Below are 17,117 nucleotides of genomic sequence, written 5' to 3'. Positions count from 1 at the left end.
GAAAGGGAGCTCGCGCCAATGGGGCGGGCTCCCTTTCGCGTGTCAGTGGAGGACCATCAGCGCCATGGAGCCGAAGGCGAGCGCCATGGCCAGGATGCCCCAGCGGAACCACTTCTGCGTGAGCAGCAGGTAGTCGTCGAACGAGGCCCCGGTGTCGCCGAGCGCCTCGGCCATGGCCAGCTGCCGCGCCTGGATGGGGCGCAGCGTGAGTTGCCAGACGATGCCGCACAGCATGAAGCAGACCTGTCCCGCGGCGAGCGCCGGGTTCGTCCACAGGGGGATGTCCTGGAGGTGCGCGCGCAGCATGCCGGTGGCGGCGAGCGCGAAGACGCTGGGCACCAGCAGGTACTTGTCGGTGAACTGCACCAGCCGCAGGGCATAGACAATCACCCGGGGCTCGCGCGTCCTGTCCGCGAGCAACCGCCACACGGCCGTCACGACGATGTCGCCCAGGAACACCACGACGGCGATGAGGTGCAGGAGCTTCAGGACGTTGTGGACGTTCATGGGGCGGGTGTCGGACTGGGAATGAGCGCGAGCAGGTGCTGGGCGAGCACCGCCGCGTGCGGATCGCGGAGCAGCGACAGGTGGGTGCCAGGGACGGGGTAGGCCGAGCAGGCCTGCTGCGTCAACTGGCTCCAGCCGAGCGTGCCGTCTTGCACGAGCGCGTCGAGCGCCGCCGTGCTGGGGCCACTGCGGTCCTCCGCGCGGAACACCGCCAGGGGAACCGGTTGTCCACGGCGGGGCCGGTAGTTCAGGGCGTCATGGGCCCGCGCCACGTTGAGGATGCCCTGCACGTGGACGGGCTGCGCGCCTTCGGGGAGGACCGCCGCGGCCTGGAGCCGTGCGACGAAGAACTGGAGCCGCTCGGCTTCGCCCATGGCGCGCACTTCAGGCAGGGCGAGGTCGATCTTCACGTTGAAGAACGCCTCCATGATGCCGGCGAGGTGGAGCATCCACTGCGCCGTGTCCCAGCCCTCGCCCTGCGGCCGGGTGACGTCGGGGAAGGGCGCCAGGGTATCCAGCATGGCGACGACGCCCACCTCGCGTCCGCGGGCCTTGAGCTCCTGGGCCAGCTCGTAGGCGATGTGTCCGCCCATGGAGTGTCCACCGACGGAGTAGGGGCCTTCGGGCTGCATGGCCAGGATGGCGTCCGCGTACCACGTGGCGATGGCCTCCACCGACTCGTGAGGTGGCACGTCGCCATCCAGGCCCTGCGGCTGGAGGCCGAACACGGCGACGCCTTCCAGGTGTCTGGCGAGGGACAACAGGTAGAACGGCGTCGAGCCTCCACCGGGCACCAGGTAGAGCACCGGCGTCCGGTTCGAGTTCGCGGCGCCGGCGGCCATGAGTGCGTGGGCCTCGGGGGTGAGCGGCACCAGCGGAGAGACGGCCGCGTTCTCGGTCCGGAGGACCGCCGTGAGCTGCGCGGGCGTCGGGTTCCTGAACAGGGATACCAGCGGAAGCGGGCGGCCCAGGCGCTTCTCCACCGCGAGCTTCATCTTGAGCGCCAACAGTGAGTGGCCGCCCAGGTCGAAGAAGCTGTCGTGGATGCCCACGGCGCGCACGCCAAGCACCTCCTCGAAGAGCCGGACCAGCTCCAGCTCCAGGGCATCACGCGGCAGGCCCTCCAGGGCGGTGACGCGCGCGTCGGCGAGCTCCATCGCGCTCAGCGCTCGCGTGTCCACCTTTCCGTTGGGCGCGAGCGGCAGCGCGTCCAGGAGGACGAACTGCCCAGGCACCATGTTCGCCGTGAGCTGCTGCTCGACGAAGCTCCGGAGCTCGGTGGGCTCGGGGCGCTGCGCGGACGCATGGGGCACCACGAAGGCCACCAGCCGGGAGTCTCCACCCGTGCCGCGCACCAGCGCGACGGCTTCACGCACCGCCGGGTGCCGGGCAATGGCGGCTTCGACCTCGCCCAGCTCGATGCGATGCCCGCGCAGCTTCACCTGCCGGTCGGCGCGGCCCACGAACAGGAACGTGCCATCCGCAAGCCGGCGGACCACGTCACCCGTCTTGTACATGCGCAGCGTCGGGCCTCCAGGGAAGGCATGTTCGATGAAGCGCGACTGCGTCAGCTCCGGGCGGTTGAGGTAGCCGCGCGCCAGGCCGGGCCCCGCGAGATAGAGCTCTCCGGGGACACCCTCCGGGACAGGGCGAAGCCTGCCATCCAGGATGAGCGCTTCCATCCGGTGGATGGGCAGGCCAATGGGCTCGGTCGGGCCGTGCGCGCCCACCTGTCCGGGCAGGCACCGGTGCGCCAGCGAATCGATGGTCGCCTCTGTCGGTCCGTAGAGGTTCCACACCTCCGCCTTCGAACGGCTGAAGAGCGTGGCGACGGTCGCGGAGGGCAGGGGCTCTCCACCCACGCAGACGCGCCGGAGCGCCGGGAGGTTCGCGAAGCCGGGCTCCTCCACCAGCGCCGTCAGCAGCGAGGGCACCAGTTGGAGCACGGAGACGTCGCGCTCGCGCAGCACGCGGGCCAGGTGCTCCGTATCCGCGCCAAGGCCGTGCGGCGCCAGCACCAGCCGGGCACCCACCATCAGCGGGGCGAACAGCTCCCAGACCGATGCGTCGAAGCTGAGCGACGTGCGCTGGAGCACCCGGTCCTCGTGAGCCAGCGGCATGGCGTCGTCCATCCACGCCATGTGGTTGGCCAGGGCGGAGTGCTCAATCAGCACGCCCTTGGGCTGTCCCGTCGAGCCGGAGGTGAACAGGCAGTACGCCAGTGCGCCGCTCCGTGGCTCGAACGACTCCAGGGTGTCGTCCCCGAGCACCACCACGTCGGTTCCCGGGAACCGCGAGGAGAGGTGCGCTTGCGTGACGACCACCCGCGCGCCGCTGTCTTCGAGCATGAACGTCAGCCGCTCGCGGGGGTAGGCCGGGTCGAGCGGGACGTAGGCCGCGCCCGCCTTGAGGATGCCGAGCAGCCCCGCCATCATCCCCACGGAGCGTTCCACGGCGAGGGCCACCAGTGTTCCCGGCGTGACGCCGCGCTGGACCAGCGCCTGGGCAACGGCGTTCGCGCGAGCCTCCAAGGCCGCGTAGGTGAGCGTGCCGTCCTCGGCGTCGACGGCGATGGCCGTTGGCGTCTTCGCGGCCTGGGTCGCGATGACCTCGTGCACGGGGGGAAGGGACGGTGTCGCCTCCGGTGCGCGAGGCGTGAGCCGGGCACGCTCCTCGGCGCCCAGCAGGTCGACATCCACGACCTTCGACCGCGGTTCGGCGGCCAGCCGCGTGATGAAGCCCGTCAACTGGCGCACCATCGCCTGGATGCGCCAGGCGTCGAAGAGGTCGCGGTCGTATTCCAGCACGCCTTCGAACCCCTGGGCCGTCTCGGACAGCGTCAGGGTGAGGTCGAACTTGGCGGCGCCGCTGGGGATGGTCACCGGGGTGACCTCCAGGTCCGGCAGCGCCATCTTCGCGGTGTGCGTCTGCTGGTACGCGAGCATCACCTGGAAGAGCGGACTGGTTCCGAGCACGCGCTCCGGCTTGAGCACCTCGACCAGCTTTTCGAAAGGGACGTCCTGGTGCTCATGGGCGTCGAGCACCTGGCGTCGGACGCGCTGGAGGAGCTCGAGGAACGTGGGCTCGCCGCCCAGGTCGATGCGCAGGGGCAGCGAGTTCACGAAGAACCCGATGAGCGGCTCCGTCTCCGCGATGCGGCGGCCGGCGAATGGTGAGCCGATGACCACGTCGTCCTGCCCACTCACCCGGCCCAGGTAGGCGCCAAAGGCGGCGAGCAATGCCATGTAGGCCGTCACCCCTTGCTCACGGCAGAGCGAGGTGAGGGCCTGGGCCACGTCGGGCGCCAACGCCAGCGGCTCGGTGGCACCCCGGTGACTCCGGACCGCGGGCCGGGGCCTGTCAGTCGGCAGGTCCAGCACGGCGGGCGCACCCGCGAGCGCCTTGCGCCAATGGCCGAGCTGATGCTCCCGGGCCTGGCCGTCGAGCCAGCTCCGCTGCCACGCCGCGTAGTCCGTGTACTGGATGGGAAGGGCCGGAAGCGCCAGCGGCTCGCCCCGGACCTCCGCGGCGTAGAACGCGGAGAACTCACGCATCATCACGCCGAAGGACCAGCCGTCGGACACGATGTGGTGCATGGCCACGAGGAGCACGTGTTCATCGTCCGCGCGCTTGAACAGGTGCACGCGCACCACGGGGCCCACGTCCAGCGCGAAGGGCCGGGCGGACTCCTCGGCCAGCCGCTGGTCGAGGCTTGCCGCGCCAGCGTGGCGGAGGTCCTCTGTGGTCAGCGTGAGCACCGCGTCGGCCACCCGGGCCACCGGCAGACCGTCGACGAGCGGGAAGTTCGTCCGGAGGACCTCATGGCGCTCCAGCACGCGCTGGAGGCTTCGTCGCAACGCGGCCTCGTCCAGCGAGCCGCGCAACGTGAACGCGATGGGGATGTTGTAGGCCGCGCTCTCTCCTTCGAGCTCGGCGAGGAATCGCAGCCGCTCCTGCGCGAATGAAAGGGGCCGGTCCCCGGGACTCGTCAGCCGGACCAGCGGCGGAAGCTGGGGTGCGGCCTCCTTGGCGGCAATCACCGCCGCCAGTGCCGTCAGCGTCGGCTGCTCGAAGATGGCGGAGAGGGGCACGTCGACACCGAACGTCCTCCGCACGCGGCTCATGACCTGCGCGGCCAGAAGCGAGTGCCCGCCCAAGTCGAAGAAGTTGTCCTCCGCGCCAATCGGACGGCGCTCCAGGAGCGACTCCCACAGCGAGGCCAGCGTCTGCTCGGTGGGCGTACGCGGGGGCACGAAGCGCGTCTCGCTCGCGGACGCCTCGAAGCGCGGCGGCGGTAGACGTCGCTTGTCCACCTTGCCGCTGGACGACAACGGCAGCTCCTCCAGGTGGATGAACTGCGCGGGCACCATGAACTCCGGGAGCTTCTTCCGGGCGTACTCGCGGAGCGCGTGCACCTCCACGGGCTGGGCCGAGACGACGTAGGCAATCAGGGCCTTCACGCCCCCCTGGGCACCCGCGGAATGAACGTTGGCCACGGCCTTCGCCACACCGGGGTAGGAGGCCAGCACCGCTTCGATTTCACCCAGTTCGATGCGATAGCCACGGAGCTTGACCTGATGGTCGATGCGCCCGAGGTACTCGAGGTTGCCATCCTTGCGCCAGCGGACCAGGTCTCCGCTCCGGTACAGCCGTGCGTCGGGCTTGAACGGATGCGGGATGAACTTCTCGCGCGTGAGCTCCTCACGGTTCAGGTAACCGCGGGCGACACCGACGCCTCCGATGTGCAGCTCGCCCGGGACGCCAATGGGCAGCAGTGCGCCGTGGCGGTCCAGGACGTACCCCTCCAGGTTGAGGGCGGGGCGCCCGATGGGCGGAGCACCCGGGTCGTCCTGTCGGCAGTGGCCGAGCGTGCTGATGATGGACACCTCGGTGGGGCCATAGGCGTTGACGAACTGGACGCCGGGCCGCGCCCACGTGTGGACGACCTCAGGCGGAAGGGCCTCTCCCGCGGACGTCAGCATGCGAAGCGCGGGGTACTCGCGGTCGGTGGGGAGCGCCGCATAGGACGTCGGGGGCAGCACCATGTGCGTGACGCCGTGAGCCAGCAGCACCTTGGCCAGTTCGTCGCCCGCGAGCAGCGTGTCCGCGGGGGCCACCACGAGCCGGCCCCCGTTGGTCAGGGCCATGACGATTTCCCAGACCGAGACGTCGAAGGAGATGGAGGAGAACTGGAGCATGACGCAGCCCGCGTCGGCGCCCAGCTCGTGCCGCTGCATCTCGATGACGTTCGCGAGCCCCCGGTGCTCCAGAATCACGCCCTTGGGTCTGCCCGTGGAGCCCGAGGTGTAGATGACGTAGGCGGCGTTCTCCATGCGAACGCCACTGTCGGGATTGCCGGTGGGCGCGGCATCCGCGGGCTCGTCCAGCCAGAGCGTGCGCACCTGCGGCGCGCGCCACTTCTGCTCCGCCGCATGGGTGCTCACCATGAGCGCGGCGCCCGAGTCCTCCAGGATGCCGTCGAGCCGATCCTTCGGATACGAGAGGTCGAGCGGGACGTAGGCCGCCCCCGCCTTCCAGATGGCGAGCAGGCCGATGAGCATCTCGAACGACCGAGGCACGGCCAGGGCCACCAGCTTCTCCGGGCCGGCGCCCATCGCGATGAGTTGGTGCGCGGCGCGGTTGGCCCGGCGGTTCAGCTCGCCATACGTGAGCCGCTCTTGCCCCAGTTCGAGCGCGATGGCATCCGGCGTTCGCTCCGCGTGTTCCTCCACGAGCCGGTGGGCCGGGACGTGGCGCGTGGGCGCCACCACGCGCCCCTGGGTGAACGCGGCGACGACGCCGCGCTCCTGCTCGGGGAGGAGCGCGAGCTCTGACAACCGCTTCTCCGGATGCGCCACCGCGTCGGCGAAGAGCACCTGGAGGTGGGCGACCATCCGCTCGACGCGGTCCGCGTCGAAGAGGTCCGTGCTGTACTCGATGACGCCGGACAGCCCTTCGCGTGTGGGCTCGAAGCTCAAGGTGAGGTCGAACTTCGCGCTCTCGATCTCCAGGTCGATGGGCTCCAGCGCCAGCCCCGGAAGGCTCAGGTGGCCCTCCGGGGTGTTCTGCAGCATCAACATCACCTGGAACAGCGGGGCGTGGCTCAGGTTCCGCTCGACCCCGAGCGCCTCGACAATCTTCTCCAGGGGAACGTCCTGGTACGCGTAGGCCTCCAGCGCGGAGGCACGGACGCGCGCGACGAGCTCCTCGAAGGTCGGATTAGCGGACAGGTCGATGCGCAGTGGCAGGGTCCCGACGAAGAAGCCAATCAGGGACTCGAGCTCCGCGCGGTCGCGGTTGGCCACGGGCGTGCCGATGACGATGTCATCCTGCCCGGTGATGCGCGCCAGGTAGGCCGCGAAGCCGCCCATGAGGACCATGAAGCTGGTTCCACCCGTGCGCAGGCTCAAGGCCTCGATGGCCTCGCTCAGCGCCTTGCCCAGGGCGATGCGCTCGGTGGCGCCGCGCATGCTCGTCCGGGGAGGACGAGGCCGGTCCATGGGCAGGTCCAGGGCCGACGGCGCGCCATGAAGCTTCTTCCGCCAGTGGTCGAGCCGCTGCTCCAGCACCTCGCCCTGGAGGTGCCGCCGCTGCTGGTACGCGAAGTCCCGGTAGTCGACGGGGAGCTCCGGCAGCGTCACCGGCTGGCCGGAGACACGCCCGGCATAGAGCTGGGAGAGCTCACGCACGAGCACGCTGATGGACCAGCCGTCACCGACGGTGTGATGCATCGTCGCGACGACGACGTGTGCCGCCTCGTCGAGCCGGAACAGCTTCGCGCGGAACAGCGGGCCGTTCGTCAGGTCGAACGGTCGCGTGGCCTCCTCCGCGATGAGCAGGCGAAGCGCCTCGGGGGATGTCTCTCCCAGGGTGACCAGCTCGAACGGAACGCCCTGGTTCGCCCGCGGCTCTTGCCACACGCGGCCATCTCGCTCGACGAAGCGCATCCCGAGCACGGGGTGCCGCTGGACGATGTCGGACAGGCTTTCCTGGAAGGCGCTGACGTCCAATGTTCCCGTCAGCCGCAGCGCCATGGGCAGGTTGTAGGCCGCGGTGCCGGGGTAGAGCTGATCCAGGAACCAGAGCCGCTCCTGGGAGAATGACAGCGGAATGGCGGCGCCCTCGGGCGCCGGTTCAATCCGGGCAAGCGTCAGTGTCTGGCTTCCCCGGCGGGCATCGAGCACCCGGCTCAAGGAGGCGATGGTCGGATTCTCGAAGAGGTCTGAGACGCGGAATGCAGCGTCCACGTCGCCGCGAATCCGCGCGACGACCTGCATCGCGAGCAGCGAGTGCCCGCCCAGTTGGAAGAAGTCTTGCTCCCGCCCGACAACGCCGCGTCCCAGGACCTGTTCAAAGGCCCGTGCCACGGTCGCCTCCGTGGGCGTGCGAGGCGGCTCGGACGGGCTCTCGGCCTGCACTGGCGCGACGGGGGCGGGGAGCGCACGGCGCGCGACCTTGCCACTGGGCGTCCGGGGCAGCTCGGGCATCGGCACGAACAGCGCGGGAACCATGTACTCGGGCAGGTCCCTGGCGAGGAAGTCGGGCAGCTCGGCCAACCGCACCGTCTCCGGGACGACGTAGGCCACCAGCCGCTTCTCGCGCGTGGCATCACCGTCGACGATGACCGCCGCATCGCGGACATCGGGGTGGGCACACAGGGCGCGCTCAATCTCGCCGGGCTCCACACGGAAGCCGCGAATCTTGACCTGGTCGTCCGCGCGGCCGAGGAACTCGATGCTCCCGTCCACCGTCAACCGGCCAAGGTCCCCGGTCCGGTACGCCCGCACGGGGGGAGACAGGGGCAGGTCGACGAAGCGCTCGGCGGTGAGGTCCGGCCGTGACAGGTAGCCGTCGGCGAGGCACGTGCCCGCCAGATAGAGCTCTCCGGGCACGCCCACCGGGACGGGACGCTGGTTCGCGTCGAGCAGGTGGACCGCCGCGTTGGCGATGGGCCGCCCGATGGACGGCAGCCCAGGCCAATGCCGCGGGTCGCCCTCCAACTCGAGCGCCGTCACCACATGCGATTCGGTGGGGCCGTAGTGGTTGTGAAGGCGCTTGCCACCTTCCTGGAACCAGCGGCGGATGGGGTCGGTGATGCGGAGTTGGTCTCCCGCGGTGATGACTTCCGTGAGCCCCGGAACGCGACGCTCGGTGCGCAGCGCGGCCTGTGCCAGATGGTGGAGCGCCACGGCCGGCAGGAAGAGGCGTTGGACGCGCGCCACATCGAGGAAGTCGGCCAACGCGTCTGGGTCGCGTCGCGTGCCTTCATCGATGAGGACCAACGTGCCACCCGAGCACCAGGTGGAGAAGGTCTCCTGGAACGACACATCGAAGTTGAGCGGCGCGAACTGGAGCGTGCGCAGGGGGCGGGCGTGTTCGGTCTGCCACTCGATGAGGTTGACCAGTGCCCGGTGCGGCATGGCCACGCCCTTGGGCTTGCCCGTCGAGCCCGACGTGTAGAGGACATAGGCCAGATGATGCGGCTCCGCCCGGGGCCGCGGTGTCTTCGTGGCAGGCGCCACCGTGTCATCCAGCAGGACCTGCGTCAGGCCCTGAGACGGGAGCAGCTCGCTGTACTTCTTCTCCGTGAGCAGGACGCGCGGCCTGGCGTCCTCCAGCATGTAGCGAAGGCGCTCAGGCGGGTACGTTGGATCGAGCGGCACATAGGCGCCCCCGGCCTTGAGGACCGCGAGGAGGGCGACCTGCGCATGGATGGAGCGGTCCAGACAGATGGAAACCCGGACCTCTGGGCCCACGCCCAATGCGCCCAGCCGGTCGGCCAGGGCTTCCGCGGCCTCATGGAGCTGGCGGTAGGTCCGCGTCACGCCCTGGTGCTCCAGCGCGACCACGTCAGGCGTCTTCTGGGCCTGACGCTCGAACAGCTCGGGGAGGGTGCGGCCGGTGTACCTGCGCTCGGTGCGGTTGAGGTCGGCGTACAGACGCCGCTCCTCGTTGGACAAGAGCGGGAGCTCTGAGGTGTGGAGCTCGGGCTCCTCGGCGATGGCCTGGAGCAGCCGGCCGAGGTGCGCGGCCATCCGGTCAATCCGGTCCGCGTCGAAGAGGTCCGTGTCGTACTCGATGCTGCAGGCGAGCGCGCCCTCACGCGGCTCCACGAAGAAGGTGAGGTCGAACTTCGACGTCGAGCTCACCGGCGCTTGAATCTCGGCGCGAACATCGGGGAGCTGGAGCTCGCCACCGCTCTGGCCCTGGAGGACGAACATCACCTGGAACAGCGGGTTGTGCGCAAGTCCACGCGGCAGCTCGAGTGCGGCCACCAGCTTCTCGAAGGGCACGTCCTGATGCGCGTAGGCATCGAGCGCCGTCTTGCGGACGCGCAGCAACAGCTCGGAGAACGTCGGGTCTCCAGACAGGTCGACGCGGAGCGCGAGCGTGTTGAGGAAGTACCCGACCACTCCCTCCGTTTCGTGCCGGTCGCGGTTGGCGACAGGCGAGCCAATCACCACGTCCTCCTGGCCACTGATGCGCCCGAGGTACGCGGCGAAGGCGCCAAGCAGGGTCATGAACAGTGAGGCGCCCGAGCTCCGGGAGAGCGCTTCGAGCCGCTGGCCCAGCGGCGCTTCGAGCACGAAGCCATGGGTCTTCCCATGGAACCGCTGCCGTTCCGGTCGCGGACGGTCGGTGGGAAGCGGAAGGACGGGCGGGGCGTCCTTCAAGGCTTCACGCCAGAAGGCAACGCTCTCGTCCAGGCGTCCTGATTCCAGCCGCTGCCGCTGCCATGCGGCCCAGTCCGCGTAGCGAACGGGCAACGCGGGCAGGTCCGGCTCCGTGCCGCTCACCAGCGAGGCGTACACGATGCAGAACTCGCGCAGCAGGACTCCGACGGACCAGGCGTCCGCGATGATGTGGTGCTGGTTGAGGACCAGGACGTGGCTGTCGGGTGCGAGCCGGAAGTGCCGCGCGCGGAAGAGCGGGCCGTCCGTCAGGGAGAACGGCGCGGCGACTTCTTCGGCGATGCGTGCGTCGAGGAGGGCAGGGGAGACGTCCTCGCTCACGAGCACGGAGGCGGCAGGTGCCTGGACTCGCAGGACAGGCGTGCCTCCACGGTCGTGGAAGGTGCTCCGGAGCGCCTCATGGCGTTCAACCAGGAGCTGGAGCGTCCTTGCGAGCGCGCTGCCATCGAGCGTCCCCTGGAGCCGGAGCACCAACGGGACGTTGTACGCCGCGCTGTCCCCTCCGAGCGCGTCGATGAACCACAGGCTCTCCTGGCCCGGTGCGACGGGCGTGTCTCCCGTCAGCTCCACATGCGGGATGGGCTCGACCGCCGTGCCCTGTCCAGAGAGCGTCTCCGCGAGCTGCGCGATGGTCCGGCGCTCGAAGATGGCTCGGACGGGAATGTCGACGCCGAAGGCCTCGCGGGTGCGCGCGATGACCTGCGTCGCCTTCAGTGAATGCCCACCGAGGTCGAAGAAGTCATCGTGGATGCCCACGCGCTCCTGGCCGAGCACCGCGCTCCAGATGCCGGCGAGGATCTCCTCATGCGGCGTCCGGGGCGCGGCCGAAGCCACCTGGGGCTGGGCCTCCAGGGCACGTGCTTCGAGCGCCGCGGTGTCGACCTTCCCGTTGGGCGTCAACGGAAGCCGGTCGATGACGATGACCCGGCTGGGAAGGATGGCCGTGGGGAGCTTCGTCGCCAGATACTGCGTGAGCACGGCCGCGTCGGGCTGAGGCACCACGTCGCTGGCCGCGAACGCAATCAGCCGAACGTCACCGTTCTGCCGCTGCGCCTCGCTCACCACTGCCGCCGCGGTCACGTCGGGGTGGGCCGCCAGCGCGGCCTCGATTTCGCCAAGCTCCACCCGCACGCCGCGAATCTGGACCTGACGGTCCGCCCGGCCGTGGAACGCGATGGTTCCATCTGGGAGGAACCGGGCGAAGTCGCCACTCGCGTACATGCGCGCTTCAGGCACGCCCGCGAACGGGTCGGGAACGAAGCGCTCCGCGTTCAGGTCCGGCCGGTTCAGGTAGCCCCGGGTGACGCCCGCGCCGCCGATGTACAGCTCTCCGATGACACCCGGAAGGACGGGACGCCGCTGGCGGTCGAGGATGTAGATGCGGGCATTGGCGACCGGCCGACCGATGGAGGGCAGCCCTTGTCTGCCATCCGGCGCAACGGTTCCGGATGTTGCCACCACCGTCGTCTCAGTGGGGCCGTAGTTGTTGACGAGCTGGAACGGGAGTCCCGCGGGCGGTGTGGCGTGGAGCCGGTCGCCGCCCGTGAGCACGAAGCGCAGCGCGCACGGCGAAGGCCACGGCAAGGCCAGCACGGACTCTGCGACCACCGTCGGCAGGAAGCTGATGGAGATCTGCTGTGCCACCAGCCAGTTCGCCAGGTCGGAGGGGGCACTGGACAGCTCGGGTGGGACGAGGTGCAGCGTGGCGCCCGCAGCGAGCGTCGGCCAGATTTCCCAGACGGCGGCGTCGAACGCGGTGCTGGCGAGCTGGGTCGTCCGGTCCTTCGCCGTGAGGCCGAAGGTCTCCGTGTGCCAGGACACCAGGTTCATCAGGTTCCGGTGTGTGACCAGGACGCCCTTGGGCGCGCCGGTCGAACCCGAGGTGTAGATGACGTAGGCCAGGTCATCCAGCCGCACCGGTTCCTTCGCGGGGACGTCGGGCGTGTCCGTCGCGTTCAGGACTCGGGAGACGTCGAGCCGGGGAACGCGCGTGTCCGCGATGGGGTCCGCACCCGTGTTGAGGATGGCGACCGGCGCCGCATCGCCCACGATGTAGGCCAACCGCTCAGCGGGATAGTTGGGGTCCAGGGGCAGGTAGGCCGCTCCCGCCTTGAGCACGCCCAGGAGCGCCACCACCATCTCCACGGACCTGCCAATGCACACGCCGACGATGCGCTCCCGACCGGCGCCCAACTGACGGAGATGCCGCGCCACGCGCTCGGCACGGCGGTCGAGTTCGCGGTAGCTGATGGATTGGCCGTCGGGGCCCACCACTGCGGTCGCGTCGTGCGCGGCCCCGTCCAGCAGGTCCGTCACAGGGCGGGCGACGTCGTAGGCACGGGGATGTTGGCCCCACTCCGCCAGCACGCGCCGGGCGGCCTCGTCCATCAAATCGATATCGCCGACCGTCTTCGCGCCCGGCAGCGACTCGAGCGCGGCTACCAGCAACCGCGCGATGCGCTCGGCCATCGGACGGGAGAACGCGTCCGCCGCGTACATGACGCGCAGCTCCAGCGACTCGCCCGGGATGGCGACCAGCGCCAGCGGGTAGCTGATGCGGTCGTGTGTGTTGACCGAGCTGATGGTGAGGCCACTGCGAGGCAGGAGCGTCGAGGCGTCGAGCGGATAGTTCTCGAACACCAGGATGCTCTCGAAGAGCGGTCGGTCCTTCGGCGCGTCCGACCAGTGCTGGATGTCCGCCAGCGAGGCGTAGCTGTACGGCTCGACCGCGCCTTGCTCAGTCTGAAGCCCCGACAGGAACGTGGCGACCTGCGCCGTGCCGTCCAGCCGCGCTCGCAGAGGCAGGGTGTTGATGAAGAGTCCGACGATGGACTCGGAACCGGCAAGGTCGGCGGGACGGCCAGAGACCGTCACGCCGAAGATGACGTCGTCCGTGCCTGTCGCTCTCGCCAGGACCAGCGCCCATGCGCCCTGGACCAGCGTGTTGAGCGTCAGCCGATGCGCCTTCGCGAAGCCCGTGAGCCGCGCGGTCAGCTCTGGCGACAGCCGCTTTGTGACTTCCGGCTGCGTATCGCCCGCCGGGCCGCTGGTGTCCTGTCGCTCGGTGAAGGGCAGTGGCGTGGGTTGCTTGAAGCCCTGGAGCCGCTCGCGCCAGAAGGACTCCGCGCGGGAAGGGTCCTGCTCCTGGAGCCAGGCGATGTAGTCGCGGTAGGGGCGTGCGGCTGGCGGCAGCGCTGCGACGCCCTCCTCGAAGGCACCGAGCACCTCGCGGAGGACGATGGAGAAGCACCACCCGTCCAGCAGCAGGTGGTGGTAGGTCCACACGAACAGGTGGCGCGCGTCGTCGAGCCGGATCAGCGCGCAACGAATCAGGGGCGGCGCGCCCAGGTCGAAGCCCTGGAGCCGGTCCTCGCGCAGGAAGTCGTCAATCCACCGCTGCTGCGCGTCCGCCGGTACGTACCGGATGTCCTTGATGCGCCAGGGGACTTCGGCCTCCACCGCGACGACCTGGAGCGGCTTCTCCAGACCTTCCCAGAGGAAGCCCGAGCGCAGGATGGGGTGCCGGGCGAGGACGTGCTGCCAGGCCTCCTTCCAACGGGCAATGGGCAGGTCCCCCCGGACCTCGCAGCTCAGTTGCTCCACGTACATGCCCGCGCCGGGCTCCATCAGCGCGTGGAAGAGCATGCCGTGCTGCATGGGGGCGAGCTCGTAGATGTCCTCGATCGACTCTTCTGACGTCATGGCGCTGTCCTGCCCCTCACCTTCCACCTGGCTCATCGCGACTTCTTGGTCAGCGTGAGCACGCGCTTCAAATCCTTGGCACTCAGACGCGCCGCCGGGAAGTCAGACGCCACCCGGACCGCCGCGGCAGGCTCCGCGCGCTCGCGAATCATCGCTCGCACGTTGGCGTGGAACTCCGCGTTCAGCCGCTCGATGGTCTCCTTGTGGAAGACCTTGGCGCCGAAGGTCCAGTCGAGGCGGAGACGCTGACCCGCTTCGACCACGGCGTTGAGCTCGATGCGGTGGGGCCGGGTGGCGCCAGGCGCGTGCAGCAGGCCCAGTCCCTCCTTGGCGCGGCCTCGCACCACGCCCTGCGTCGGCACGGCGCCCATCTGTCCCAGGTAGTTGAAGACGATGCCCGCGTTCGGAATCGCGCCGAGCCTCGAACGAATCGACGCATCCGGCGACAGCGCACGGAGCACGCCGTAGCCGATGCCGCCCCGAGGCGTCCGGCGCAGCGTGTCCTTCGCGCGGGCCAGCGTCTCACGCACGCCTTCCCGGGCACCCACGTGCAGGCGGAGCGGGAAGAGCGCGGTGAACCAGCCCACCGTGCGGCTCAGGTCCACGTCGTCGAACAGGAACTCGCGTCCATGGCCTTCCAGGTCGATTCGGACCGTGCTGTTGCCGGACCAGCCCGTGAGCGTCCGGGCGAGCGCGGCAATCAGGGCCTCGTTGACCTTGACGTCGTACGCCGTCGGGACCTCGTTCAGCAGCAACTGGGTCTCCTCCGCCTCCAGCCACGTCACGAGCGTGCCCGCGTCGCTGACCGTGTCCGGGGCGTGGGGGTCGTTCAGCGGCAGGTCCTGCGAGTCATCCCGCTGCGCCGTTGCGAGCCAGGCGTCGAGCTCTGCCCGGGCGTTGGGCGTCGCCGCATACGCTTCGAGCCGCTTCGCCCAGTGCTGGAAGGACGTCGTCTTCGGCGGGAGGCCGACCTCCTGGCCATTCGACAACTGGCTGTACGCCGTCAGCAGGTCCTCGATGATGATTCCCCACGACACGGCGTCCACCACCAGGTGGTGGGCCACCAGCGCGAGCCGCGCGGAGTCCCCACCCAGCCGCAGCAGGGCGGCGCGCATGAGCGGGCCCTGCTCCAGGTCCAGGGACTCGTGGAGGTCGGCGAGCGCCTCTTCCACGTGCTCGCTCCCGTCCACGTCCAGCGTGTCCAGGGGAATGCCAGTCAGCGCCTCCTCTTCCGCGTGGAACTGGGTCCAGCCGTCACCGTCCTTGCGGTAGCGGAATCGGAGCCCGTCGTGGTGGCGCTCCACTGCTTCGAGCGCGCCGCGAAGCGCGGCCAGGTCGATTCCCGGCTCCACGTCGAGCATCACCGCCATGTTGAAGTGCTGCAGCCCGGCGCGGTTCTGGTCGAAGAACCAATGCTGGATGGGGGTGAGGGGCGCGCTGCCCGTCACGAGCCCCTGCTCGGCGTTGATGACCTGGGTGCTGGAGGCCACGCGCGCCAGGTCGGCGATGGTCTGGTGCTCGAACAACTGGCGCGGTCGCAGCCGCAGGCCCTGCTGGGTGGCGCGGGAGATGATCTGCAGCCCGAGGATGGAGTCACCGCCGAGCGCGAAGAAGTTGTCGTGGATGCCCACGGACTCCTTCTTCAAGACGGTGGCCCAGATGCTGGACAGGATCTGCTCCTCCCGCGTCCGCGCATCGGCGAAGGCGGCGGGCGCCTGGGCCTGCACGGGGTCCGGCAGCTTCTTGCGGTCCACCTTGCCGCTGGGCGTCAGCGGGAAGGTTTCCAGCACGACGAAGTGCGCCGGCACCATGTAGTTCGGAAGCAGGCCCATGGCATGGTCGCGCAGGGACTGAATCGTCAGCGACGTGCCCGGACGGCCCACGGCATAGGCCGCGAGCTGCCCCTGGTGGACCGTGATGACCGACCGCTGGACCGCGGGGTGACTGTCGACGACGGTCTCCACCTCACCCAGTTCGATGCGGTAGCCACGCAGCTTCACCTGGTCGTCGATGCGGCCCAGGAAGTCGATGCTGCCGTCAGCGCTCCAGCGCGTGAGATCGCCGGTCCGGTAGAGCCGGGCGTTCGGAGCGTCGGAGTAGGGGTCCGGGATGAAGCGCGTCCGGGTGAGCTCGTCGAGTCCGTGGTACCCGCGCGCGAGCGCCACACCGCCCACGTACAGCTCGCCGGGAACCCCGATGGGGACCTGCCGCTGGTCGGCGTCGAGGATGCGCGCCACGAGCCCTGGCAGGGGCCGGCCGATAGACGGAACGCCCGTGTCGCCCTGCTTGAGCTCGGCGACCGTCGCGATGACCGTCGTCTCCGTCGGACCATACGCGTTGATGAAGCGACGGGTGTCCGTCACCCACTTCTTCACGAGCTCCGCGGGGAGCGCTTCTCCGGCCGTGATGAGCACGCGGAGATCGGGATAGGCCCCCTCCGGCAGCGTCGCGAGCGCGGAGGGTGACAGCACCACCTGGGTGATGTGCTTCTCCGTGAGCACCGTGGCCAGGGCCTCGCCCACGCGCGCGGTCTCATCCGTGGGCAGCACCAGCCGGGCACCGCTGGCGAACGCCATCACGATGTCCCAGACGGATACGTCGAAGGACAGCGACGCCGCCTGGAGGATCCGACTGTCCGGTCCGAGACCGAAGAGCGGGACCGAGGCCACGGCGAGGTTCGCCACGCCCCGGTGCTCCAGCACCGCGCCCTTCGGCTTCCCGGTGGAACCCGAGGTGTAGATGACGTAGGCGGCGGAATCCGCGTCGGGGAACGGGAGGGTGGACGGCTCGGCGTGCTCCGGCAGGGGCTCATCCATCCACAGCGTCTGGCCCTGGAAGCCCGGCCGCTCGCCCAGGGCGCGCTCCGTGAGCAGCACCTCCGCGCCCGAGTCGTCCAGCATGTGGCCCAGGCGCGCCTGGGGGTACTCCGGGTCGAGCGGGACATACGCGCCGCCGGCCTTCCACACGCCCAGGATGCAGGTGATGAAGTCCACCGACTTCGGCAGGCAGATGGCGGCCCGCTTCTCCCGTCCGAAGCCCAATGAAACCAGATGCCGGGCAAGGCGCGTCGCCCGCCGGTCGAGCTCGCCATAGCTCAGGCGGACGTCGCGATGCTCCAGGGCAATGGCCTCAGGTGCGCGCGCGACTTGCGCCTGGAACAACTCCACCACCGAGCCGGGCGCGGACGGGGCACTGGGGCCTTGCTCCCACTTCGCC

3 protein-coding genes (1 of these 3 running past the window's edge) are annotated in these 17,117 nt (G+C 69.7%); all 3 read right to left on the bottom strand.

Translation table 11 applies throughout. The features are described from left to right. Nucleotides 1–42: 42 nt before the first annotated feature. Tightly spaced (each overlapping or abutting the next), the 3 genes in view from FL344_RS17845 to FL344_RS17835 form a layout consistent with a single transcriptional unit that may run on beyond the window. On the bottom strand, nucleotides 43–507 hold the full coding sequence (locus tag FL344_RS17845) for a DUF2269 domain-containing protein (protein ID WP_141592659.1): 465 nt from the start codon (nucleotides 505–507) through the stop codon (nucleotides 43–45). Beyond that, nucleotides 504–13,937, bottom strand: a complete 13,434-nt coding sequence (locus FL344_RS17840; RefSeq protein WP_141619371.1) for a non-ribosomal peptide synthetase — start codon at nucleotides 13,935–13,937, stop codon at nucleotides 504–506. The genes FL344_RS17845 and FL344_RS17840 overlap by 4 nt, the downstream gene beginning before the upstream one ends. Then, on the bottom strand, nucleotides 13,934–17,117 hold the 3' portion of the coding sequence (locus tag FL344_RS17835; protein WP_141619370.1) for a non-ribosomal peptide synthetase. It continues 5,963 nt past the right edge of the window; only the last 3,184 of its 9,147 coding nucleotides appear in the window; its start codon lies beyond the right edge, outside the window — the gene reads right to left on this strand; it ends in the stop codon at nucleotides 13,934–13,936. The genes FL344_RS17840 and FL344_RS17835 overlap by 4 nt, the downstream gene beginning before the upstream one ends.

This window comes from Myxococcus sp. AB036A, from assembly GCF_006547355.1.
In the GTDB taxonomy this organism is placed as follows: Bacteria; Myxococcota; Myxococcia; order Myxococcales; family Myxococcaceae; genus Myxococcus; species Myxococcus virescens.
Note: the sequence above shows the minus strand (reverse complement) of the source record. Positions and strands in the feature narration are given on the sequence as shown.